The organism is Protofrankia coriariae, from assembly GCF_001017755.1.
Classification (GTDB): Bacteria; Actinomycetota; Actinomycetes; order Frankiales; family Frankiaceae; genus Protofrankia; species Protofrankia coriariae.
This window is the reverse complement of the sequence record NZ_JWIO01000014.1, coordinates 85,403-106,809: the sequence shown is the minus strand read 5'-3', so window position 1 is coordinate 106,809 and position 21,407 is coordinate 85,403. Positions and strand designations below refer to the sequence as shown.

Annotated in this window: 21 protein-coding genes and 2 pseudogenes; 11 read left to right on the top strand and 12 right to left on the bottom strand. The window is 71.3% G+C overall.

The window, feature by feature from the left end:
• Positions 1-67 precede the first annotated feature (67 nt).
• Positions 68-196, top strand: a pseudogene (locus FrCorBMG51_RS31040) (hypothetical protein); the annotation flags it as partial.
• Between the two features lie 446 nt (positions 197-642).
• On the opposite strand, the gene FrCorBMG51_RS31035 reads toward FrCorBMG51_RS31040, so the two are convergent.
• Positions 643-1,224, bottom strand: a complete 582-nt coding sequence (locus FrCorBMG51_RS31035; RefSeq protein WP_052914541.1) for a hypothetical protein — start codon at positions 1,222-1,224, stop codon at positions 643-645.
• A 2-nt stretch (positions 1,225-1,226) separates the two neighbouring features.
• Between FrCorBMG51_RS31035 and FrCorBMG51_RS10510 the strand changes: the two genes are divergently transcribed.
• From FrCorBMG51_RS10510 to FrCorBMG51_RS10495, 4 genes are all read left to right on the top strand, one after another.
• Positions 1,227-1,514, top strand: coding sequence for a hydrogenase/urease maturation nickel metallochaperone HypA (locus FrCorBMG51_RS10510; protein ID WP_052914540.1), 288 nt, complete (start codon positions 1,227-1,229; stop codon positions 1,512-1,514).
• A gap of 69 nt (positions 1,515-1,583) precedes the next feature.
• Positions 1,584-1,748, top strand: a complete 165-nt coding sequence (locus tag FrCorBMG51_RS10505; RefSeq protein ID WP_235433478.1) for a hypothetical protein — start codon at positions 1,584-1,586, stop codon at positions 1,746-1,748.
• A gap of 96 nt (positions 1,749-1,844) precedes the next feature.
• Complete coding sequence (locus FrCorBMG51_RS10500) at positions 1,845-2,549, top strand: TetR/AcrR family transcriptional regulator (protein ID WP_235433477.1); 705 nt, start codon at positions 1,845-1,847, stop codon at positions 2,547-2,549.
• Between the two features lie 156 nt (positions 2,550-2,705).
• Entirely contained in the window at positions 2,706-3,149 is a 444-nt protein-coding gene (locus FrCorBMG51_RS10495; RefSeq protein ID WP_047222995.1) for a VOC family protein, read from the top strand.
• Positions 3,150-3,234: 85 nt separating this feature from the next.
• Here FrCorBMG51_RS10495 and FrCorBMG51_RS10490 read toward each other — a convergent pair whose 3' ends face one another.
• Positions 3,235-3,543, bottom strand: a complete 309-nt coding sequence (locus tag FrCorBMG51_RS10490) for an AbrB/MazE/SpoVT family DNA-binding domain-containing protein (RefSeq protein ID WP_200902404.1) — start codon at positions 3,541-3,543, stop codon at positions 3,235-3,237.
• 206 nt (positions 3,544-3,749) lie between these two features.
• Positions 3,750-3,935, bottom strand: a complete 186-nt coding sequence (locus FrCorBMG51_RS10485; RefSeq protein WP_047222871.1) for a hypothetical protein — start codon at positions 3,933-3,935, stop codon at positions 3,750-3,752.
• On the opposite strand from FrCorBMG51_RS10485, the gene FrCorBMG51_RS10480 reads away from it, so the two are divergent.
• On the top strand, positions 3,934-4,431 hold the full coding sequence (locus FrCorBMG51_RS10480; protein ID WP_086055371.1) for a hypothetical protein: 498 nt from the start codon (positions 3,934-3,936) through the stop codon (positions 4,429-4,431). The genes FrCorBMG51_RS10485 and FrCorBMG51_RS10480 overlap by 2 nt on opposite strands.
• A gap of 232 nt (positions 4,432-4,663) precedes the next feature.
• On the opposite strand, the gene FrCorBMG51_RS10475 is transcribed toward FrCorBMG51_RS10480, so the two are convergent.
• From FrCorBMG51_RS10475 to FrCorBMG51_RS10440, 8 genes are all read right to left on the bottom strand, one after another.
• Positions 4,664-5,608 carry an NADP-dependent oxidoreductase gene (locus tag FrCorBMG51_RS10475; protein ID WP_235433476.1) on the bottom strand — a complete coding sequence of 315 codons (945 nt, stop codon included), beginning with the start codon at positions 5,606-5,608 and terminating at the stop codon, positions 4,664-4,666.
• A 484-nt stretch (positions 5,609-6,092) separates the two neighbouring features.
• Complete coding sequence (locus FrCorBMG51_RS34610; RefSeq protein WP_083731146.1) at positions 6,093-7,367, bottom strand: LLM class flavin-dependent oxidoreductase; 1,275 nt, start codon at positions 7,365-7,367, stop codon at positions 6,093-6,095.
• A gap of 214 nt (positions 7,368-7,581) precedes the next feature.
• Positions 7,582-8,493 carry an ATP-binding cassette domain-containing protein gene (locus FrCorBMG51_RS10460; protein WP_052914538.1) on the bottom strand — a complete coding sequence of 304 codons (912 nt, stop codon included), beginning with the start codon at positions 8,491-8,493 and terminating at the stop codon, positions 7,582-7,584.
• Complete coding sequence (locus tag FrCorBMG51_RS10455) at positions 8,490-9,542, bottom strand: ATP-binding cassette domain-containing protein (RefSeq protein ID WP_200902403.1); 1,053 nt, start codon at positions 9,540-9,542, stop codon at positions 8,490-8,492. Before FrCorBMG51_RS10455 ends, FrCorBMG51_RS10460 begins: the two co-directional genes overlap by 4 nt.
• Positions 9,539-10,534, bottom strand: a complete 996-nt coding sequence (locus FrCorBMG51_RS10450) for an ABC transporter permease (protein ID WP_076843885.1) — start codon at positions 10,532-10,534, stop codon at positions 9,539-9,541. The genes FrCorBMG51_RS10455 and FrCorBMG51_RS10450 overlap by 4 nt, the downstream gene beginning before the upstream one ends.
• Positions 10,531-10,977 carry an ABC transporter permease gene (locus FrCorBMG51_RS34605; RefSeq protein WP_235433475.1) on the bottom strand — a complete coding sequence of 149 codons (447 nt, stop codon included), beginning with the start codon at positions 10,975-10,977 and terminating at the stop codon, positions 10,531-10,533. Before FrCorBMG51_RS34605 ends, FrCorBMG51_RS10450 begins: the two co-directional genes overlap by 4 nt.
• Positions 10,965-11,531, bottom strand: coding sequence for an ABC transporter permease (locus FrCorBMG51_RS34600; protein ID WP_235433474.1), 567 nt, complete (start codon positions 11,529-11,531; stop codon positions 10,965-10,967). The genes FrCorBMG51_RS34605 and FrCorBMG51_RS34600 overlap by 13 nt, the downstream gene beginning before the upstream one ends.
• A 138-nt stretch (positions 11,532-11,669) precedes the next feature.
• On the bottom strand, positions 11,670-13,193 hold the full coding sequence (locus FrCorBMG51_RS10440) for an ABC transporter substrate-binding protein (protein ID WP_047222870.1): 1,524 nt from the start codon (positions 13,191-13,193) through the stop codon (positions 11,670-11,672).
• Positions 13,194-13,848: 655 nt separating this feature from the next.
• Here FrCorBMG51_RS10440 and FrCorBMG51_RS10435 point away from each other — a divergent pair.
• Positions 13,849-14,658: an SDR family NAD(P)-dependent oxidoreductase gene (locus tag FrCorBMG51_RS10435; RefSeq protein WP_047222869.1), complete on the top strand. Its 810-nt coding sequence runs from the start codon at positions 13,849-13,851 to the stop codon at positions 14,656-14,658.
• Positions 14,659-14,680: 22 nt separating this feature from the next.
• Here FrCorBMG51_RS10435 and FrCorBMG51_RS10430 read toward each other — a convergent pair whose 3' ends face one another.
• The gene (locus FrCorBMG51_RS10430; RefSeq protein WP_047222868.1) at positions 14,681-15,589 is read right to left on the bottom strand and encodes a TauD/TfdA dioxygenase family protein; all 909 of its coding nucleotides are present in this window, start codon (positions 15,587-15,589) and stop codon (positions 14,681-14,683) included.
• Positions 15,590-16,697: 1,108 nt separating this feature from the next.
• Here FrCorBMG51_RS10430 and FrCorBMG51_RS34595 point away from each other — a divergent pair.
• From FrCorBMG51_RS34595 to FrCorBMG51_RS10415, 4 genes and pseudogenes are all read left to right on the top strand, one after another.
• Positions 16,698-17,348 (top strand): annotated as a pseudogene (locus FrCorBMG51_RS34595) (FAD-dependent oxidoreductase); the annotation flags it as partial.
• A gap of 671 nt (positions 17,349-18,019) precedes the next feature.
• Positions 18,020-18,430 (top strand): hypothetical protein, encoded by a 411-nt coding sequence (locus FrCorBMG51_RS34590; protein ID WP_235433473.1) that lies wholly within the window; start codon positions 18,020-18,022, stop codon positions 18,428-18,430.
• A complete protein-coding gene (locus tag FrCorBMG51_RS10420; RefSeq protein ID WP_047222867.1) occupies positions 18,427-18,792 on the top strand; it encodes a 4Fe-4S dicluster domain-containing protein in 366 nt (121 codons plus the stop codon). Before FrCorBMG51_RS34590 ends, FrCorBMG51_RS10420 begins: the two co-directional genes overlap by 4 nt.
• Before the next feature lie 85 nt (positions 18,793-18,877).
• Positions 18,878-21,253, top strand: a complete 2,376-nt coding sequence (locus tag FrCorBMG51_RS10415) for an arylsulfatase (RefSeq protein ID WP_200902402.1) — start codon at positions 18,878-18,880, stop codon at positions 21,251-21,253.
• Positions 21,254-21,407: the final 154 nt, after the last annotated feature.

The following is a 21,407-nucleotide window of genomic DNA, read 5'->3' as shown; positions in this document are numbered from 1 at the left end:
CACCTTGGTCACAGCACGGTTCTTCGTCGACGAGAACACCTTGCCGCTCGGGAAGGCGCTTGCCGCCGTGCGCGGCGATGTCGTGTTTCCCGGTCACCGTCATACCCGTGTCCAACAGGGTGATCTTGATGATATGTGGCTCCCGGTTGTCGGGGCGGCCGGCCTTCTCCTGATCACCCGCGACCGGCGCATCCGCTATCGGCTGATCGAGAAGCGTCTGTTGCATGCCCACTCGGTCAAGGGTCTGTTTCTGACCCAGGCGGGACACATGAACATGTGGGAGATCCTGAAGATGGTCATGCGGTACTGGGGCCAGATCGAAGCGTTGGCTGAGGTCCAGGGGCCGTGGGCGAAGTCCCTCACCCGTGTCGGCATCAACGATCTCAAGCTGTCCGACTGGCGGTCAGCGCCTCGGTGCGACGGACACTGTCTGCGCCGGTCTGGCGGAGGTGGGCGGTACCGCGGGAGCCGGTCAGCGATGGCCTGCGTCATCGATGGGCGTCGGTCATTGGGGGAGATCGGCGCAATTTTGTCGTTGTGTACGCTTTTTGGCCGCATCAGCGTACACAATGACAAAATTTCGACGATTATGGTCTGCGTGTTGCCGCGGGGGTGTTTGCTGGCGGCTGTTGCCGGGTGGGGTCAGGGGATGGTGGTGGGGATGTTGAGGAGGGCGTGTTCGAAGTGGGAGCGGGTGGTGGCCACAGCGGCGGCCGCGGAGACGATCATTTGGGCGTCGGGGAGTTTGCGGACTTCGATGGCGCCGCTGGTGGGGGATTCGCGGTGGGCCATGAGCCAGTCGTAGAGAAGCCAGTCCAGGGCGCCGGCGGAGACGAACGGGTCGGCATCGGCGGCGTCCACCGCCTCGGTGAGTGCTCGTAGTGCGGCGCGGTGCTCGTCGAGGGCGGGGTCCCTGAGCACGCCGGAGCTGTCGAACAGCAACATGGACAGGGTGAGTGGGTAGTGCCACCCGTCCTCGGCCTCCAGTACCCAGCGACCGCCGCGCCAGGGCTCGGCCGGGTCGATCTGCTGGAAGCGGCTGTGGCCCCCGAGGACGCCGACGCCCGGATCGGAGAGCTCACCGGCGAACGGGGTCGGCCCGGCGACGCCGAGCGCCATCCGCGCCCGGATCGCGATGAGCGCCGAGGTACCGACGATCTGCCCGGCCCGCAGGTCGACGCGGGCGCCGGCCGCCGTGCCCGGCGTCGACCATCTTCGTGTCACCGGTGACGATCCGCACTCCGGCCGCCACCCTCGTGCGCTGCTGGTCGCTCGTCGCCGCCGACACCGCGCTCGACGGCTCACGCATCGCGGTCGAGAGCGTGCCGGCGAAGCTGGTCTGCCGGGTCTGCCGGGTCTGCCGGGCCTGCCGGGCCTGCCCGGCCTGCGGCGACACGACCGAGCTGGGTGGCGTCCCCGAATTCGTCCGCGGCCACTACGCGGACACCGACCTCGAGATCGTCGCTGGCGAGGAGTTCCTGATCACTTCGCTCGAGCTTGCGGAGGCGGGATAGGCGCGGGACGTTTCCACCGCCACGACGACGGCACCGCGCACGACCGTGGACACGAAATTCATGATCACGATGGGCGCGCGCACGATGGGCGCGCACGGCGGGCACGAGCACGGCGGGCGCGACCACGAGGCCGGCGACCACTCCGGTTACCGCACCGGAGCCGAACGCGTCGACGTACTCGAGCGGATCTTCGACGAGAACGACCGTGCGGTCGCCGCCAACCGTGGCTTGTAGCCCGCGCGGGATCGGCGGTGAGCTGACCCCGCCGATCCCGCGGCACGGCATCCTCGTCAGACCCGCACGGCGGCGCCCGGCGAGGGCGACGCGGCGGTGGAGGCGGTGGAGGCGGAAGCCGGTGACCTCCGTGACGGATATGCTCGGATGATGGATGCGCCCGCTCTGGCCGGTGGCACGGTGACCGGCCGCGGCCGGGTGGACAAGCGGGAGGCGATCCTCGCCGCCGCGTTCGAGGTGTTCGCCCGTAAGGGGTACGAGGGCGCGAGCGTCGATCTCATCGCGAGCGAGGCCGGGGTGGCCAAGCCGACCCTCTACAACCATCTCGGGAGCAAGGAGAAGCTGTTCCGGCTGGTGATGGTCGACGCGGCGGTCCGGGCGAACGCCCGCACCCTCGCCGTGCTCAGGAACTTCCCGACCGACCCAGCCGACCTTGTCGGTGAGCTGGGTGCCGTCGCCGACGGGCTGGCGGCGTGCGTCTGCGACGAGCAGTCGGTGGCCGCCCGCCGTCTGATGTACATGGAGTCCGGTCGTTTCCCCGATCTGTTCCGGACGATGTGGGCCTCCGGCGAAGAGGTGATCGAGACGCTGGCCGGCCGGATGGCCAGGCTCGCGCACGCCGGCTACCTGGAGATCGCCGACCCCGCGACGGCCGCCACCCAGTTCGTCGGCCTCGTCCTGGGGGACCTGCCGCTGCTGACGGTCTTCGCCCCGGACACCGTGACCTCCACCCACCGCGACCAGACCGCCGCCGCCGGCGTGGCCACCTTCCTGCGCGCCTTCGCCCCCCGTCCGTCGTGACCGGTACCTGTCCGGTCATCCGCGCGGACGCCGTCGCCCGGAACGCACCGGCGGCATGACGGCCCGCGCCGCGGTCGGGTTGGCTGCCCGCGGGCGTCCGGCGTGGGACGGGAACATGCTGTGGCCGTCGGATCGGTGACGGAAGGAGATTCCCGGATGACGTTCCAGGTGACGTTCGACTGCGCGGATCCCGCGGCGTTGTCGGCTTTCTGGGCTGACGCGCTCGGCTACGAGGCGCAGCCGCCACCGCNGGCGCAGCCGCCACCGCCGGGTCTCGACAGTTGGCCGGCGTTCCTCGCGGCGCGGGGCGTGCCGGCGGAGCGGTGGAACTCGGCGGCGGCGATCGTCGATCCGTCCGGTGTGGGGCCGCGGGTGTTCTTCCAGCGCGTCCCGGAGCCGAAGACGGCAAAGAACCGCGTACATCTGGATCTTCAGTCCGGTGGTGCTCTCGATGTCTCCCTCGACGTCCGACGCGCCCGGACAGAACAGGCCGTGGCACGGTTGGAAAAGCTTGGCGCGACCAGGGTCCGGGCCGTGGAGGAGCTCGGTGTCTACTGGGTGGTGATGCGCGATCCGGAGGGAAACGAGTTCTGCGCCTGACCGGCCGGCCGGCCGCCGACGCGAACGCGTTTTCCGGTGAAGCCGTGGCTGAACCGAGGAGTGCGCGCGAACGTGGCCACGCCTCTCAGGCGAGCTCGGCGAACAGCGTGGCCATGTCGTCGTACACATGTAGATCGCCGGCGGCGATCTGGGCGCTGGCCTCCCGTTCGCTGGCCTGCCACTCCTGGGTCCAGAACCATCGTTGATCAGCTGGGATGGCCGTCATGCCACGCAGCGTGACAGATCTGTCCGGATGGATCGTGAACTGGACCTCGTCCCCTTCGGACAGGTGCAGCGCGTCGCGCACCTGTGGCGGCAGGGTGAGCTGGTTCTTCCTGCGCAACTGGGCGCATTCCACCACTGTGCCCGAGTGACGCGACTGTGCTTCGTCCACTTATGCCCCTTTCTTGGGTGCCGGCCGGGTGCACGTTGCCATGAAGATCATCATGTCATACCTCCGAAAATCCGACAGTGGGAAATTCGGACCACGGCGTCGGCTCTCACGGTGGCCGAAGGGGCGTCCGGGGCTTCGGCCCAGACGGTTGGCGGGGTGGTGGTTCGCCCGTTGGCAGGATCATGCCTGTCCGGTGTTGTCGCGGATCAGGGGTGCGCGACGGCGGCGGACGGGACGTCGGTCGCCGTCGCGCCATGGCCGACCAGTGGGTCGAGGAGCGCGAGCCAGGTCTCGTCGGTGTGAGCCCTTGTCACCTCCACCAGATGGTTCGACAGATACTCGTGAAGGACGTTGGGCTGTCGGTCGACGAGGCACTGGAGGTGATCCGCCATGGCTGGAACCATCGCTGTGATCGTCCGGCGTGACGGTGACTCGCGGGCGGCGTGGTCGCCGCAGTGCCCAGGGCTCGCCGTGGTCCAGCCGACAGCGGCAGATCTGCGGGATGCCCAGCCGGGTGTGCTTGCCGACTACTTCGACGACCGTGAGGCCATCGGGACCGAGGTCCATCTCGAGAACGAGCTGCATGGCGTCGTGGTGCGTGTCGCGCAGGACCAGCTTCGCTGGGAACGGCATCTGCTCGCCGAACGCATCGCGGCCGCGCTCGGCGTTGAGGAGCAGGGCCGGGCAATGCGGTCCGCGCCAGCCAACCCTCTCGGGGATGTTGTCTATGCCACGGTGCTCCCAGCGGACATCGTCGGCTGGCTGACCCGCCAGATGGATGCTGACGGGGACGTCATCACCGTTGCTCTCCCCGTCGCCGACGAGCTGATCTGGACAACCACTATCGCCAGCGAGGCAGGCAGCGACACCTACGGCGGCATCGAGTAGGGCGGCATCGAGTACGGCGGCATCGTGTTCCCCGTAACCGCGACCTTCGGTGAAGTCATGCGGGCTGACACCGCGCCGCAGCACATCCGGCTCTGAGGCCCGACAGCATCACGCCGACACCGACGCAAGTACTTTCCTGGCGATAGGTATATCGATCGGTAGATCGTTGGCATCACGCTGCCCGGTCGGTGACTGGCATGGGCACCTTGGCCGGTTGTCGGGAAACGAGTTGTCAGGGGATGAGTACGATCTTGCCTCGGACGTGGCCGCGTTCGAGTTCGCGGAAGGCGTCCTGGACGTCGGCCAGCGGGTAGGCGCCGGCGATCGGGACCTCCAGGCGGCCGTCGGCCACCAGCTGCGCCAGCTCGGCGAGGACGCCGGTGTTGGCCGCCGCCGCGCTGCCGTCCGCCTTCACCCCGTGCCGGCTGACCGCGTCGAAGTCGGCGATGGTGTCGATCCGGTCGGGGGCCACCCCGAGCTCGAGTGCCAGGTCCACGTAGCCTTGGCCGAACGTGTCGATGAAGGCGTCGACATGGTCCGCCACCTGCCGGACGCGGTCGGCGACGCCGTCCCCGTAGGCGACCGGGCTCACCCCGTGGTCGGCGAGCCAGGCATGGTTGGCCGGCCCGGCGATCCCGACCACGCGCCCGCCGGCGAGCCTGGCGAGCTGCACGGCGATCGACCCCACCCCGCCCGCGGCGCCGGAGACGACCACCGTGTCACCGTGACGCGGCGAGACCGCGCGCACCGCGGCGTACGCTGTCGTCCCGGCCACGAACAGTGATCCGGCGACCTCCCAGGAGACCTTCTCCGGCTTCGCCGTGAGGTTGTCCGCCTCCACCACCACGTACTCGGCGTGGCTGGCGCGGCGGTTGGTGAACCCGAGGACCTCGTCCCCGACAGAGAAGCCGGTCACCCGAGGGCCGGTCTCCTCAATGACTCCGGCCAGATCGCTGCCCTGCCCCGAGGGGAACGTCACCGGCCACCGGCCGTGCAGCAGCCCCTCGCGGATCTTCGCCTCGCCGGGATTGATCCCGGCGGCCTTCACCCGGACGAGTACCTCACCCGCCCCGGGCGCCGGCCGCGGCACGTCCACCACCCGCAGTTTCTCTGTCCCGCCGTACCCGTCGAACCGGACAGCTCGCGGCATCGCCAGCTCCTTCGTCGTGTCCGTCATCGTTGTCTTCGTCGCGTTCTCGCACCGTTTTCTTCTTGGTTCTCTCCCCGTTCTGGCCGGTCCCAACAGGCCAGGACGGCTGCCTGTGCCCGCACCCAGGTCCGGGCCCACACCCGGGTCCGGGGACGGGCCGGCCGCGATGGTGGCCAGACAGCCACAGCCACCCGTCCCACCGCAGGGGTTCAGTCACGAAAGTGAGGGTGGAAACGGCTGCTGCCACGACCGTCCGTTCCCGCACCTGCGCGATTCAACGACTGTCGACGCGGAGATCGTCAGTGGATCACCGGTGTCGTCGGTGGATCAGGGGTGTTCGGCTGGGCGTCTGTGCCGACCGGGGCGGGGGGCGGGGGCAGTGCCGGGGGCGGCGGTCGCCGGCNNNCCGGGGGCGGCGGTCGCCGGCCGCCAACCCAGCGCCGGGGCGATCTCGGTGCTGATGATCTCCAGGCGGCGCAGTGTCGCGTCGAAGCTCGCCGCCCCGCCGGCCTCACCCTGGACGGCGGCGATGAAGTAGGACGTGAACCCCGGCCCCACCGGGTTCGTCGCGAGGCTCTCGACGATCACGTCGACCGGGCCGTGGTGGACGTTCATGGCGTCGAGCGCGGCGGCGTCGTCGGCGGTGTCGGGCAGCCCCAAATGGGACAGGTACGGACGGTAGCGGGCGATGTCGGCGGCCAGGTCCCGCTGGGCGGCCAGGCGATCGGGCCCGGGGAACACACCGTGCGCGACGGCGAGCCGGGCCTGCGGGTAGCCGTCCGGGCACAGCGACCGGGCTGCCGCCCTCAAGCGGCCAACCGCAGCCGAAGGGCCAACCCGCAGCCGAAGGGCCATCCGTGACCGAAGGGCCGTCCGTGGCAGAGCGGGCAGCCGCGCCCGAGCGGACCGTCCCGACGGATCGGCCGTCCCCGCCCGGTCCGTCGGCGGGGTGAGCCGTCCCGGCCGGGAAAGCCGTCCCGTTCGGCCTGGCGGTCGCGCCTGAACGGGCCGCGGTGTATGCGCGCAGGTACGTTTCGGCCAGCGGACGCTGTGCCGACCCCGCGGGCCCGACGCCGAGCAGCAGCCCGTCCCCCGCCCGCGCCGCGGCCGTCGCACCCTCGGCGCTGGAGGCGGAGTCCCACAGCCGCCCGGCCAGCGTCGGCGCCGGCGGCTGCAGCCGCAGCCCGTCGGTGCCCGGGACGTCGCCGCCGCGCAGCAGGTCCCGCAGCAGGCCGACGGCCTGCGTGAACAGCTCCCGGCGCGCGCCGGCGTCCCGGCCGAAGGCGGCGAACGCCGGCGAGTTGGCCGCGCCCGTGCCCAGCCCGAGCTGTAGCCGCCCGCCGCTGAGCGCGTCGACGACGGCCGCGTCCTCGACGACCCTGATCGGGTTCTCCAGCGGCAGCACCACCACCGCGGTGCCGAGCTCGATCCGCCGGGTCGCCTGCGCGGCCGCGGCGAGCAGCACCAGCGGCGAGGGCAGCCGGCCGTACTGAGGGGAGAAGTGGTGCTGGGCGATCCAGCCGCCGTCGAACCCGAGCTCCTCGGCGGCGACGAACAGCTCCACGAGCCGGCGCAGCAGCTCCGCCGGCTCCTCCCGGCCGAACACGTGGGTCAGGAAGCCCAGCTTGAACGGACGGCCGTCCCCGACCGGATGATCGCTTCCGGCCAGGCGATCCTCGCCGCTCAGAAGATCGTTCGAAAGTGGGCGATCATTCCGGAACTGGAGATCGTCTCGGGACGGACGGTTGCCGCCGGCCGGGTGACCGTTGTCCGGGGCTGTCGTCATCCGTGTCCTCATCCTCCCCGCCGGTTTCCCGGCATGTCCTGCCCGCCGGTTGTTCCGGCGCGCCCTGCCCGCCGGGTCCGCTGGTGTGCCAGGCCCCGCCGGGTACGGCCGGGATCCGTCCGCTCACCCGACACAGAGCCGCCTGTCGCATCTTCCGCGTCCCGCGGCATGCCGCGACCCGGTGTGCCAGGCCCGGTGCGCCGGGGCTCACGGCTCATCCCGCCCCCGGCAGCCGGGGCACCGCCGCCATCAGCGTCCGGGTGTAGGTATGGGTCGGTGCGGACAGCACCGTCTCGGTGACGCCGCGTTCCACCACCTCGCCGCGGTGCATGACGATCACCTGGTCGCACAGCCGGGCGACCACGCCGATGTCGTGGGAGACGACGACCAGGCTGAGCCGGTAGCTCGCGGCGAGCGCCGCCAGCAGGTCCAGGATCTGCGCGCGTACCGACACGTCCAGGGCGCTCACCGGTTCGTCACCGACGAGCACCCGCGGGCGGGGCGCGAGCGCCCGGGCGATGGCGATGCGCTGCCGCTGCCCACCGGAGAACTCGTGCGGGTAACGCGTGCGGACGTCCGGGTCGAGGCCGACCGCGCGCAGCACCTCGTCGACGCGGGCGTGCCGGCCGGCGCGCGCGTGCCTACCGTCGCCACCGCCGCTATGGCTGTCGTCGCCGTCGCCGTCGCCGTCGCCACCGCCACCGCCACCGCCACCGCGATCGCCACTGCCGCTGTTGTCGTTTCCGTCGTTTCCGTCGGTGCCGAGGCATTCCAGCGGTTCGGCGACGATCGCGCCGACGGGCATCCGGGGGTTCAGCGAGCTGAGCGGGTCCTGTAGGACGACCTGCACCTCGCGGCGCAGCCAGCGCAGGTCGCGGGGGCGCCCGGGCCGGACCTGCCGGCCCCGGTAGCGCACCGTCCCGGCGTCCGGGCGCTCCAGCCCGAGCAGCAGCCGGACCAGGGTCGACTTGCCCGACCCGGACTCGCCGACGATGCCGAGGCTGTGACCGTCCGGCAGCGAGAGATCGACGTTGTGGACGGCGTGCCGGACGCCGGCCGGGCCGAACAGCGAGGTGCGCGGCAGTCGGTAGCCGCGGGTCAGCCCACTGGCCTCGAACAGTGTCATGTGCCCGCCTTCGACGTCCGCTCCGGCCGGCCGTCCACAGGCCTGGCGGCCAGGTCGCCGGCGGGTTCGGCAACCGGCCTGCCCGCGAGCTCGGGAGCCGGGCCGCCGGCGGGGCCGGTCCAGCTCGTGCGGCGCGCCGCCGCCAGCAGCCGCTGGGTGTAGGGATGCCGCGCGGACCGCAGGACGGTCTCGGTCGGGCCGGTCTCCACCAGCCGCCCGCCGCGCATGACCGCGAGCTCCCGGGCGACCGAGGCCACCACCGCGAGGTCGTGGGTGATGTACAGCAGGGCGGTGCCGGCCTCGTCGACGAGGCGTGTGAGCAGGGCGAGGACGTCCGCCTGGACGCTGACGTCGAGGGCGGTGGTCGGCTCGTCCGCGATGAGCAGCGCGGGTCGGCAGGCGAGCGCGATGGCGATGCCGACCCGCTGGCGCTGCCCGCCGGAGAGCTGGTGCGGGTACGCGCGGACGAGCCGTTCCGGGTCGGGCAGCCCGACTTTCGCGGCGAGTTCGACCGCGGCCGCGGCCGCCGCCCGCCGGGACAGCCCACGGTGCAGGCGCAGCGGCTCGCCGATCTGGCGGCCCACCCGCCACAGCGGGTTCAGCGCGGTGAGCGGTTCCTGGAAGACCATGGCGATCCGGTCGCCGCGGATGCGGGAGAGCTCCCGGTCGGACCGGCCGAGCAGCTCCTGCCCGTCGAAGCGGATGCTTCCGGTCGCGGCAGCGCCGTCGGGCAGCAGCCCGAGGACGGCCAGCGCAGTGATCGATTTCCCGGATCCGGACTCGCCGATGAGCCCGAGCCGCCCACCGACGTCCAGGCCGAAGCCGATCCGGTCGACGACCACGGTGTCGCCGAAGTGGACGGTGAGATCGGTGACCTCGAGGAGCCCGGACGACGTCCCGCCCCGTTCCCGCCCCGCCAGCGCCGCCGACGGTCCGGGCGCTGCCGCTGCTGCCGCTGCCGCCGACGCTGCTGCCGCTGCCGCTGGTGCTGGTGCTGGTGCTGCCGGCGAGGATGTCGGTATCGGCGTCGGCGGTCTCTGTTCGCTCACCGTGACGCCTCTGTGGTATCGGAGCGTGACTGTCCTATGCGTGGCTCTCCGGTGGCGGACGGTGTGCTGTCCGGATCGCCGTTCGGTATCGCCGCCGGCTGGGCGTCCCGCAGCCGCGGGTCCGTGGCCTCGCGGATGCCGTCGCCGAGCAGGTTGAACCCGAGCACCGTCAGCACCACGGCAAGGCCCGGCCAGAGCAGCACCAGCGGCCGCAGGGTGATGTACGGCTGCAGCTCCTGGAGCATCCGGCCCCACGACGGGGTCGGCGGCGGGGTGCCCAGGCCCAGGTAGGACAGCGCGGCCTCGGCGAGCACGGCGATCCCGAGCGCGAGGGAGAGCTGGACGTACAGCGTCGGCGCGATGTTCGGCAGGACGTGCCGCCGGACGATCCGCCTGGTGCCGGCGCCGGCCGCGTGCGCGGCCAGGACGTAGTCGGACGCCAGCACCCGGACGATCTCCCCCCGCGTCACCCGGCCGACCTGGACGCCGCTGCCGACGCCTGTCGCGACGACGGCGGTCCAGGTCGAACCGCCGAACACGGCGGCGAGCACCATCGCGAGCAGCAGGGTCGGAAAGGCGATCAGGACGTCGACCAGATGGGCGGTGGACTCGCCGACCAGACGCGGGGTGACGGTGGCGAGCAGCGCCAGCCCCACTCCCAGTACCGCGGCGACGGCGGTGGCCGTCACCGCGGCGAACACCGTGATCCGGGCGCCGACCAGGATCTGGCTGAACAGGTCCCGGCCGAGCTTGTCGGTGCCGAACCAGTGCTGCCCGCTGATCGGCAGCCAGGGCGCGCCCGCGTCCACCCGGGTCGGGTCGTACGGCGTCCAGAGCAGGGATACCGCGGCGGCGGCCACGACGAGCGAGGACAGCAGCACACCCAGCCGGCCCGAACGGCTGCGCAGCAGGGCCGTCAGCAGCGGCGGGGCGGTCCTCGGCGGCCGGGCGGTCCTCGGCGGCCGGGCCGTCCCGCGCGGCGGAGCCGTCATCGCGGGCCCCGTGTCCCGGCGGCCGGCAGCCTCGGATCCAGCAGTCTCGGATCCAGCAGCCGATGGCCGACGTCGACGAGGAAGCCGACGACCAGCACGACCACGGTGATCAGCAGCACCGTGCCCTGGACCTTGACCAGATCGCGGTTGCCGATGTCGACGATCAGCATCTGCCCGACGCCCGGCAGCGCGAACACGTTCTCGATCACGACCGTGCCGGCGAGCAGGGTGGCGAACTCCAGGCCCAGCACGGACAGGACCGACCCGGCCGCGTTGCGGACCCCGTGCCGCAGCAGCGCCCGGCCGCGGGTCAGCCCCTTCGCCCGGGCGGTGCGGATGAAGTCCACGTGCAGCACCTCCAGCGTTGCCGAGCGGGTGAACCGCATCAGCACCGCGCCCTCCACCAGCGCCAGGGTGACCACGGGCAGCGTCAGGCTGCGCACGGCCGCCGCCGGGTCNNNNCGGCCGCCGCCGGGTCGTCCCAGCCGTCTGTCGGGAACCCGCCGGCGGGCAGCACCCCCCACTCGACCGCGAACAGGGTGATGAGCATCAGCCCCACCCAGAAGCTGGGCACCGCGATGCCGAGCTGGCTGAGTGTGGACAGGGCCAGCCCGTCGGCCCGCCGGTGCCGGGCCGCCGAGATGATCCCGAGCGGCAGCGCGACCGCGACGGCCAGGACGGTCGCGCCGGCCACCAGTGGGACGGTCACCGTCAGCTTCTCGCCGAGCTGCGCCGACACGGACACCCCGTTCACCGCCGAGGCGCCGAAGTCACCGGTGAGGACACCGCCGACCCAGCTGGCGTACTGGGTGATCAGCGGCCGGTCGACGCCGAGCTGATGGCGGATCCTGGCGACCTGCTCCGGGGTGGCCGTGGTCCCCGCGATCACGTCGGCCACGTCACCGGGCAGCAGCCGCAGCAGCAGGAAGACGAGCAGGCTCGCGGCGACCAGCGACAGGGCCAGCAGGACGAGGCGCCGCAGCAGGATCACCGCCATGGGCCCGCCCTTCGCACTCCCCACATCCTCCGTACCACGACCCTCCGAATCATGATCTCGTGAATCACGACTCTCTGTATCATGATTGTCGCCCTCCGGGGCAGGGGATGGCGTCGAACACGACGGCGGCCGGCCGGGTCAGGACCTCCTGATCTGGATCTTCGAGACGTCGTAGAGGGACGACAGGTTGTTGGTCGGGTAGCCGGTGACGCCGGCCCGGACAATCTGCCGAGCCGGGCCGAGCAGCAGCCAGTCGCTGGCCGCGTCCTCGGAGATCTGCCGGGCGAGCCTGCGCAGGTTCTGGTCACGCTCGGCGTCTGAGGCCGCCGTCACCGCGGCCTGATAGGCCTGCTGGACCGCCGGGCTGTCATAACGCCAGTAGTAGCCCGGCTTCGCGTAGTTGCCCAGGTCCCGTGGTTCGGCGTGGTCGACGATGCTCAGGTCGTAGTCGGCGTTCCGGTGCACCTGGGTGAGCCAGGTGGGGAACTCGACGCTGGCCGTCCGCACCGTGATCCCGATGTCCTGGAGCTGGGAGCGCACGTACTCGGCGATGGCCGGCGGGTAGATGTTCGGGACCGTGAGCCCGAGGGTCAGCCCACCCGCGTAGCCGGCGTCGGCGAGCAGCTTGCGGGCGTTCGCCGGGTCGTATCTGTCGATTCCGGTGAGGTCCTCGTACCAGGGGTCCAGCGGCGGGACGGAACTGCCGATCCTGGTGCCGCCGCCGAGTATCCGGATCAGGCCGTCCTTGTCGATGCCCTGCCGGATCGCGTGGCGGACCCGGGCGTCGGACAGCGCCGGCCGCGAGTGGTTGAACCCGAGGGTGATCTTGTCGCTGCTGGTGCCCGTGGAGACGGTGAAGTTCGGGTTGCCCTCGTAGGAGTTGACCAGCTCGATGTCGGTGATGCTGCCGATGTCGACCTGCCCGGTCCGCACCGCGTTGTTCTGCGCGTTCGGGTCGGTGATGTAGCGGAAGACCACCCTGGCGACGCCGGCCTTCGGCCCCCAGTACCGGTCGTTGCGGACGAGCGTGATGCTGTCGCCGTGCCGCCAGCTGTCGAACCGGAACGGGCCGGTGCCGACCGGCCTGCTGTCCAGGTCGGTGGCGCCATCCCGGATGATGACGCCGGCGGCTCCGGTGAGCCGGTAGGTCAGGTTGGTGTCGCGGTCCTTCAGGGTGAGCACGACGGTCTTCTCGTCGGGCGCGGTCACCGAGGCCACCGAGGCCAGATCGGCGGCGTTGGGATTGACCGATCCCGGCGCGCTGGCCCGGTTCAGGGAGGCCGCCACGTCGGCGGCACGCAGCGGTGAGCCGTCGTGGAAGGTCACGCCGTCCCGCAGGGTGAAGGTGTAGGTCTTCCCGTCCTCCGAGATCTTGTAGGACGTGGCCAGCGCCGGGGCGATGACACCGGAGTCGTCCCGCTGGAGCAGCCCCTGGTAGACGTTGTTGAGCAGGATCTGGCCGATGGCGGCCCCGGCGGCCTTGGTGATGTCGAGGCTGCCCGGCTCGAGCACGAGACCGATGGTCGCGGTGGCGTCCGAGTTGGTCGCGCCGGTCGCGCCAGCCGCCGGGTCCGCCGCCGCGCCGCCGGAAGCGTCCGAACCGCAGGCTGTGAGCACCGCCAGCGCCAGGGCTGCCGCGCCGGCGAACAATCTGATCTTCATCAACTGCCTTCTCCTGGAAAGCCGTCGGCCACGGTCACGGCCGCAACCAGCGACGCTGCCGGGTCTGTCCGGCGGCGCTCGCTGCCGCCTGGCAGGACGGACACGGATGTCAGCGGTTACGGAACATGATCGAAATGGGTGTTGGTGAACACGGCGCAGTCAGTGCGGGCTGGCTGCCGGAGCTCGTACCGCCTTCCCGTACATGACCTAAAGTAATTGATCTGCATACGAACTGTCGCAAAGGTCGTTGCGTCGTCAGGGCATGTGCAACGTGAAAGCAACAAAGAAGCAGCGAAAAACAACGAAGCGCGGTGCGGGAGGAGAGCCGGGAGGAGCGTCGCCGTGCCAGTCGGGCCCGAGTTCACAGGTTGTCACCGGTGAACGTCGTCACCCGTGGACGGTCCGGGCCCGGCGGCCGTCAGCGGAAAACCGTTCCGACGGATGGCCGGTGTGATACCCGCTGCGGTACCGGCGCGCTCAGCAGGCTTTCAGGACCAGTAACAGATCTGGTCGAAATGATGCGCGCGACGGGAGATCCAGAACGGATCAAGAATCATCGCTGGCAGCCGACGCCCTGTGCGCACCGCCTGAATGTAACCTCACGCGGGATCAGACTCAATCAGGACCTTGCGGACGAGACCCGACGGAGCCGGACATGGATCTACAGCTGGACGGGCGGCGCGCGATCGTGACCGGTGGCAGCCGTGGCATCGGGCGGGCCATCGCCAGATCGCTGGCCGCCGAAGGGGCCAAGGTCGTGATCGCCGCGCGGGACGCCGACGCCCTGGCGGTGGCCGCCAGGCAGCTTGCGGCCGAGACCGGCGGTACCGTGCTGCCGGTTGCCGCCGACACCCGCGACGGGGACGCCGTGGCGCGGCTGGCCGAGCGGACGGTCGCGGAGCTCGGCGGGGTCGACATCCTGGTCAACAACGCCGCCCAGCCGGGCGGCGCCGGCGGCCCCGGCGGGTTCTCCGCGCTGACCACCGCGGATCTCGCCGACGACATCGACGTGAAGGTCATCGGTTACCTGCGCACCGCCCAGGCGGTCGCCCCGCATCTGATCCGGGCCGGCTGGGGTCGCATCATCAACATCGGCGGTCTCGCGGCCCGTTCGACCGGGCGGACGGCCGCGTCCATCCGCAACGCCAGCGTCACCGCGCTTACCAAGAACCTCGCGGACGAGCTCGGCCCGCACGGAATCAACGTCGTCGCGGTCCATCCCGGGCCCACCGTCACCGAACGGTTCGCCGACCTGATCGGCGACGATCCCGCCCGGCTGGACGCCGTCACCGCGACGCTGACGATCGGCCGGGTGGTCACCGCCGAGGAGGTGGCCACGCTGGTGACCTTCCTCGCGTCCCCGCTGAGCGTGTCGGTCACCGGTGAGACGATCGCCTGCGGCGGCGGGAGCCGCGGGNCGGGAGCCGCGGGCCGATCTACTACTGATGATCCTGGCCAGTACTGATGATCCCGCCCGGCCGGGCTGGCTATGCGGCGAGCGGGGTGTAGTGGGAGGCGTCGTCCCCCTCGATGGCGTAGCTGCGCCGGCCGTCCACCCCGACCGGCACGTCGCCGGCGACGGTGATCCGGTGCAGCAGCCGCGGGAGGTCGCCGTAGTCGTCGACGCCGTAGTGCTGGGTGCTGCGGTTGTCGAAGAAGACGAGGTCGCCGGGGGTCCACCGCCACCGGACGGTGTTCTCCGGCCGGGTGACGTAGGTCTGCAGCAGACGGAGGAGGTCACGCGACTCGGTCACGGACAGGCCGACGATGCGCTGCGCGAACCCGCCGATGAACAGACCCCGCTCACCCGTCTCGGGATGGACGCGGACCACCGGGTGAGCGGTCCGGTACTTCCGGGAGACGAAGATCTCGCGGTACGCCTTCGTCTGCGCCGTCTCAGCCGGCGGGATCACGTAGTCGTAGTCGTTGGTGTGCTCCGCCCAGATCCGGTCGGCCAGTTCGCGCAGGTCGCCCGGGAGGTCCTGGTAGGCGGTCACGGAGTTGGCGATGAGGGTGTCCCCGCCGGCCGGGGGGATCACGACGGCGCGCAGGGTGCTCGCGGCCGGCGGGGACACGACGAACGTGACGTCGGTGTGCCAGTTGTTGGCCCGGCCCTCGGTCGAGTCCACCCGCAGCACGTTCGGGCTGCCGGCCAGGGACGGGACGGTGGGGTGCGCCGTGGTGAGCGCGCCGAAACGGGCGGCGAAACGCTGCTGCCCGGCGTCGTCGAGTTCCTGCCCGCGGAAGAACAGCGCCTTGTGCTCGACGAGCGCGGCCCGGATCGACGCGATGACGGTGTCGTCGTCGAGCGCGTCACGAAGGTCCACGCCGACGATTTCGGCGCCGATCCGTCCGGTTACCCTGCGGATGTCGAGATCCGTGCTGACGACGGCCATGTCGCTCCTTGGCGGTCCGGGAACGTGAGTGTCCGACGGCGCGGAAGAAGCCGCGGAAGTGGCATGGCCGCGCCGTCTTCGGTCCTTCGGTTTTCCTGCCGGTTCTCCTCCCGGCCGGCGGGGAGAAGCGTTCCGGCGACCGGCCCCGACGGTTTCCTCGTCGGCCCGTGCCGCCATGCTCGTGTCCGCCGCGGAGCGGGTCAATATTTAGTGGTCCAGCGAAAATAATTCGGCGGCCGTCTCATCGGCGGACGATATGGGCACGATGAGTAATGCTCTGACGGGGCGTGTAGCACACCCACGGACCACGCGGGTGACGGCCGGGCCTTTCGTCGTGCCTGATGGGGAACCCGCGGGTGGCGGTGCGGCGGGTCATGACGGTTGTACCGGTATCTCCCGTCCGGGCCGCCTCCGGGGTGGGCGGATGCCGCTCCGCCCAGGGCGGCGGCGGGGAGCCCCGGACACGGAAGAAGCATGATCGCTCAGCCTTCGCGCCGTGTCGACCGCCCCGTGGACGGGTTGACAGCCGGCCATTCCTGCCGACATAGTCGCCAACATGTCGGGGAACAGGCTGTCGGTCCGGCGAGTGGTGGATCATGTCCGTGTCGCCAGTGACCTGTGTCAATTCTGGTCGAATCCAGGTTGATCCGTCCTGGCATTTTCGTGGTATTGTCTGGAACTATTTAATAGTCACTCGAACACGACTCTGTCCGTCGCCGACGGTGGTGGCAGAAATCATTGTTCGGGCCGTAAAAGATATCGGCGGTGATATCGGTTCGCGGATGGCCGGCGAAGTCGTGAAAATTTTCGGCACGGCCTCACCGGGTTCCTCGGAAGCTCGGTCGCCACAGTTTCTCCGCCAATTTCCAGCATCCGCTCCGGTGCGCTCGGGATATCGAACGCCCGGGATGCCGAGAAGGGCGCCGAGGAGCAGGGACGCCGAGAAGTGTCGCTGCCGGCCAACGCCCCCGGCCCGGCCCGGCCCGGCCGGTGCCTGGAGGCCCACCCGTCCTGATCATGATTCGACCGGCTGCCGAGAACCGAGAACAGGGATCCTGATGAGTGACCAGCCCCGCCAGCCACACCGACACCGCGACGTGTCCTCGACATGTGCCGGCCAGGCCGGCGTCGGCGGCTCGCGGTGAGCGCCGTATCAAGACGCCGTCCGCGGCCGGTCGAGGTCCCCGCCGAGACCGACGTCCTCGTGCTCGGAGGAGGCCCGGCCGGGACGTGGGCGGCGCTGGCGGCGGCAGGCCGCGGCCAGCGGGTCACGCTCGCCGACAAGGGCTACTGCGGCACCAGCGGTTCGACGGCGGCCGCCGGTAACAACCTGTGGTATCTGCCACCGGGCGGGAGCTCCCGGTCGGAGGCCATCGCCGCCCGTGAGATCGCCGGCGGCCATCTCACCGACCGGCGCTGGATGGCACGCGTCCTCGACCAGACGTGGCGGGCGGTCGAGCAGCTGACGGACTGGGGTTATCCGTTCCCGGTGGCCGACGACGGCACCCCGCGGCGCGGCAGCCTGCAGGGCCCGGAGTACATGCGGCTGATGCGCCGCCAGGTCCGGCGCGCCGGCGTCGTCATCCTCGACCAGTCGCCCGCCCTTGAGCTGCTGGTCGACCCCGACGGTGTCGTCACCGGCGCCGCCGGCGTCCACCGCCAGCGGGCCGGCGAGCCCTGGCGGGTGCGTGCCGGGGCTGTGGTCCTGGCGACCGGAGGCTGCGCCTTCCGGTCCGGCGCGCTGGGACTCAACGTGGACACCGGTGACGGCGCGCTGATGGCCGCGGAGCTCGGCGCCGAACTGTCCGGGATGGAGTTCTCCTGCCAGTACGGCACCGCGCCCGCCTTCGGCGCGCAGACCAAGGGCCTGATGTACCAGTTCGCCGTGTTCACCGACGCCGACGGTGCCGAGCTGGCCGCCGCCGCGTTCCCCGGCGGGCTGCTCGACGTGCAGTGGGCGGCGCTGCGCACCCAGGTGCACGCCCGGCTCGAGCGGGCGGCGCCGCACCTTCGGGAGGCGATGCGCTGGTCGCAGCCGAACTTCTTCCTGCCGTTCGACAAACTGGGCATCGACCCGTTCACCCAGCGCTTCCCCGTCCGTTTCGTCATGGAGGGCACCGTGCGCGGGACGGGCGGGCTGCGCGTGGTCGACGACGGATGCGCGACCACCGTCCCCGGGCTGTTCGCGGCCGGCGACGCCGCATCCCGCGAACTCGTCACCGGCGCGATCAGCGGCGGCGGCAGCCACAANGCGGCGGCGGCAGCCACAACGGCTCCTGGGCGATCTCCTCCGGCGGCTGGGCCGGCGCGGCGGCGGCCCGATTCGCCGCACGGCGCCCGGCCGGCTGGCCGTCGGCGCCCCTCACCCCCGCTGGCGGCGCGGGGCTGCGCGCCCGGACGGGCCGTGGCGACCTGCGGCACGAGGAGGTGGTGGCCGCCGTCCAGGAGCGGGTGCTGCCGCTGCGGCACAACAGGTTCAGGACGGCGGCGGACCTGCGCGAGTCGCTGGCCGTTCTCGACTCGCTGTGGTCGGCCGTCGTCGACGGGCTCGCGCCGGACGACGACGCCCACAGCATCACCCCCACCCGGGAGGCCGCGGCGATGCTCGCGCACGCGCGGTGGATGTACCGCGGCGCGCTGTCCCGGCCGGAAAGCCGCGGGCTGCAGGTCCGCCTGGACCGGCCAGGGACCGACCCGGCCCTGGCTCACCGCATCCGCGTCGGCGGCCTCGACCAGGTGTGGACGGCCGCCGAGACCACCGCCGCCGGGAGCGCCGCCGCTACCACTGTTCCCGGCGCCGTTCCCGGCGTTCGCCGTCCCGAGGAGGTGCCGGTCCTGTGATCGAGGTGGTCAACGACAGCCGGTGCATCGACTGCAACATCTGTGTCGAGGTGTGCCCCACCAACGTCTTCGACGCGGTTGACGGCGGCCATCCGGTGATAGCCCGGCAGTCCGTATGCCAGACCTGCTTCATGTGCGAGGCCTACTGCCCGGCCGACGCGCTGTTCGTGGCGCCGCTGGCGGGCCCGGCGCCGGCCGGGTCACCGCTGCGGGACGAGGCGTTCCTCGAAGCCCACGACCGGTTCGGGGAGTACCGGCGCTGGCTCGGCTGGGGCCATGGCCGTCGGCCCGGCAGCCTGCTGGACCGCACCCACGTCTTCACCGCGCGCTTCCGTACGGCGCCGGAGGCATCCGGCCGGTGAGACAAGCGGGACCTCCGCGAAGACCGAACAAGGACACCTGATCCGAAAAGTGACAAGCTGCAGTGACAAGGTAGGGAACAAGCACATGTCGACGTCCCGCGAGCCCGGAACCGGGCCCCGGCCCGTCCCGCGTCCCGCTCCCGCCGGCACGCGGCGCGACCCGTACGCCGGCTTCGGCGGCCGGATCGGGCGCACCTTCGGCGAGTCAGAGCCGGCGTGGCCATCCCGCGTCCGCCCGGACGGGCACGCACCCAACATCGTCGTGGTGCTCGTCGACGACATGGGGTACAGCGACATCGGCCCGTTCGGCGCCGAGATCGCCACGCCGGCCCTGGACCGGCTCGCCGAACAGGGTGTGCGGCTGACCAACTACCACACCATGCCGCTGTGCTCGCCAGCCAGGGCAGCCCTGCTGACCGGCCTGAACCCGCACCGCGTCGGATACGCCATGGTGGCCAACGCCGACCCCGGATTCCCCGGCTACGGCATGGAGATCGCCGACGACATCCCCACCCTGGCCGAGCTGCTGCACGACGCCGGATACGCCACCTACGCGGTCGGCAAGTGGCACCTGGCGCGCGACTCGGCGTCCAGCGCGGCCGACGACCGGCGCAACTGGCCGTTGCAGAAGGGCTTCGACCAGTACTACGGCGTGCTGGAAGGGCTCACCAGCCTGTTTCACCCGCACCAGCTGGTACGGGACAACAGCCCGCTGGACATCGACGACCTGCCCGACGGCTACTACTACACCGACGACATCACCGACCAGGCGATCTCGATGGTGACGTCGCTGCGGGCGCACGACGCCGACAAGCCGTTCTTCCTCTACGTCGCGCACAACGCCGTGCACGGTCCGTTGCAGGCCAAGCCTGAGGACATCCAGCGTTACCGGGGCCGCTACGACGGCGGCTGGGACGCGCTGCGGGAGGCCCGCTTCGGCCGGCAGCGCGCGGCCGGCCTCTTTCCCGCCGACACCCGGCTGCCGCGGCGCAACTTCGAGGCCGGACACGAGGTGGGCCCCTGGGCGGAGCTCACGCCGGAACAGCAGCGGCTGTACGCCCGGTACATGGAGGTCTACGCCGCCATGGTCGACAACATCGACCAGAATCTCGGGCGGCTGCTGGACACCCTCGCCGCGCTCGGCGAGCTGGACAACACGATCGTCATCTTCACCTCCGACAACGGAGGCACGGGCGAGGGCGGCGCGGAGGGCACCCGCAGCTACTTCAAGCGCTTCGTCCAGCATACGAACCTGCCCGCCGACTGGGACCCCGACGTCGAGCGCGACCCCGAACTGATCGGCGGCCCGCGCAGCCTGGTGCACTATCCGCGCGGCTGGGGGATGGCCTCCAACACGCCGTTCCGGCTGTACAAGGGCCAGACCTACGCCGGCGGGGTGCGGGTGCCGTTCATCCTGTCCTGGCCGGCCGGCATTCGGACACCTGCCGGCGACGCCGGCATTCGGACGCAGTACCAGTACGTCACCGACATCACCCCGACGCTGCTCGACCTGGCCGGGGTGGCCCGGCCGGCGCGGCGCCACGGGCAGCCGGTCCAGGAGCTCGACGGAGTCAGCTTCGCCGCCGTCCTCGCGGACCCGGACGCACCCAGCACCCACCACGAGCAGTACTGCGAGATGATCGGCAACCGTAGCTACTACCGGGACGGCTGGAAGCTGGTCACGCTGCACCGCCCCGGTGCCCCGTACGACGACGGCGAATGGGCGCTCTACAACGTGACGCGGGACCCGACCGAGATCGTCGACCTGTCCGCCGCGCACCCCGACGTGGTCAAGGAACTGGCCGCGGCCTGGGAGAACGCGGCCTGGCGCAACGGTGTCTTCCCGCTCGCCGACGGCAGTGGCGCGCTGGTCATCCGCAACCCCGCGGAGGAGCGGCTGCGGCGGCCGGTGACCCTGCTGGCCGGCACCCCCGAGCTGGAGCGCTACCGCTCCGCCAAGCTCATCACCTTCCGCTCCTTCGACATCATCATCGAACTGGATGAGCATGCCGTCGGCGACGAAGGAGTCCTGGTCTCGCACGGCGACCAGGGCGGCGGTTACAGCGTGTACGTGGAGGACGGGCGGCTGCGCTTCGCGTACAACGAGTACGGCGTGCTGCACGAGGCCGACGCCGGGCCGCTGCCCGCCGGCCGGCACACCGTCCGCGTCCGCGCCCAGGCCATCCCCGGCCTGCGCTGGCAGTGGCGGATCCTCGTCGACGGCACCGAAACCGGCCTGCTGGCCGAGGTGCACCAGCTCATCGGCATGGCCCCGCTACAGGGGATCAGCGTCGGCGTGGACCGCAGGTCCCCGATCTCCTGGCCCGTCCACGAACGCCACCGCAGCTTCCGCTACACCGGCCGCCTGAAATCGGTGACCTACATTCCGGGACCGCCCGCCCCCGACGACCCCGAAACCCTGATCCGCACCCTCCGCGAAGCCGCCGCCACCTTCGAGTAGCCCCTCTTGTCTGCTCCCGGCCCAGGCAGCCGCAGCCCTCACCATCAGCCGTCCCGGAGCCTATGAAGCACTCCCCACCGCGACGGAGTTGCACCAACGAGCCGGCGGACTGCCGAATCCCTGGATTTAGAAATCAAGCCCGCGGCCTGGGGCC

What these genes read in the sequence shown, in the direction of transcription:
- FrCorBMG51_RS10505 (WP_235433478.1), top strand. Translation starts at nt 1,584, where the DNA reads ATGGGCGCGCGCACGATGGGCGCGCACGGCGGGCACGAGCACGGCGGG.
- FrCorBMG51_RS10480 (WP_086055371.1), top strand. Translation starts at nt 3,934, where the DNA reads ATGGCTGGAACCATCGCTGTGATCGTCCGGCGTGACGGTGACTCGCGG.
- FrCorBMG51_RS10485 (WP_047222871.1), bottom strand. Translation starts at nt 3,935, where the DNA reads ATGGCGGATCACCTCCAGTGCCTCGTCGACCGACAGCCCAACGTCCTT.
- FrCorBMG51_RS10475 (WP_235433476.1), bottom strand. Translation starts at nt 5,608, where the DNA reads ATGACGGACACGACGAAGGAGCTGGCGATGCCGCGAGCTGTCCGGTTC.
- FrCorBMG51_RS34610 (WP_083731146.1), bottom strand. Translation starts at nt 7,367, where the DNA reads ATGACGACAGCCCCGGACAACGGTCACCCGGCCGGCGGCAACCGTCCG.
- FrCorBMG51_RS10460 (WP_052914538.1), bottom strand. Translation starts at nt 8,493, where the DNA reads ATGACACTGTTCGAGGCCAGTGGGCTGACCCGCGGCTACCGACTGCCG.
- FrCorBMG51_RS10450 (WP_076843885.1), bottom strand. Translation starts at nt 10,534, where the DNA reads ATGACGGCTCCGCCGCGCGGGACGGCCCGGCCGCCGAGGACCGCCCGG.
- FrCorBMG51_RS10440 (WP_047222870.1), bottom strand. Translation starts at nt 13,193, where the DNA reads ATGAAGATCAGATTGTTCGCCGGCGCGGCAGCCCTGGCGCTGGCGGTG.
- FrCorBMG51_RS10430 (WP_047222868.1), bottom strand. Translation starts at nt 15,589, where the DNA reads ATGGCCGTCGTCAGCACGGATCTCGACATCCGCAGGGTAACCGGACGG.
- FrCorBMG51_RS10415 (WP_200902402.1), top strand. Translation starts at nt 18,878, where the DNA reads ATGTCGACGTCCCGCGAGCCCGGAACCGGGCCCCGGCCCGTCCCGCGT.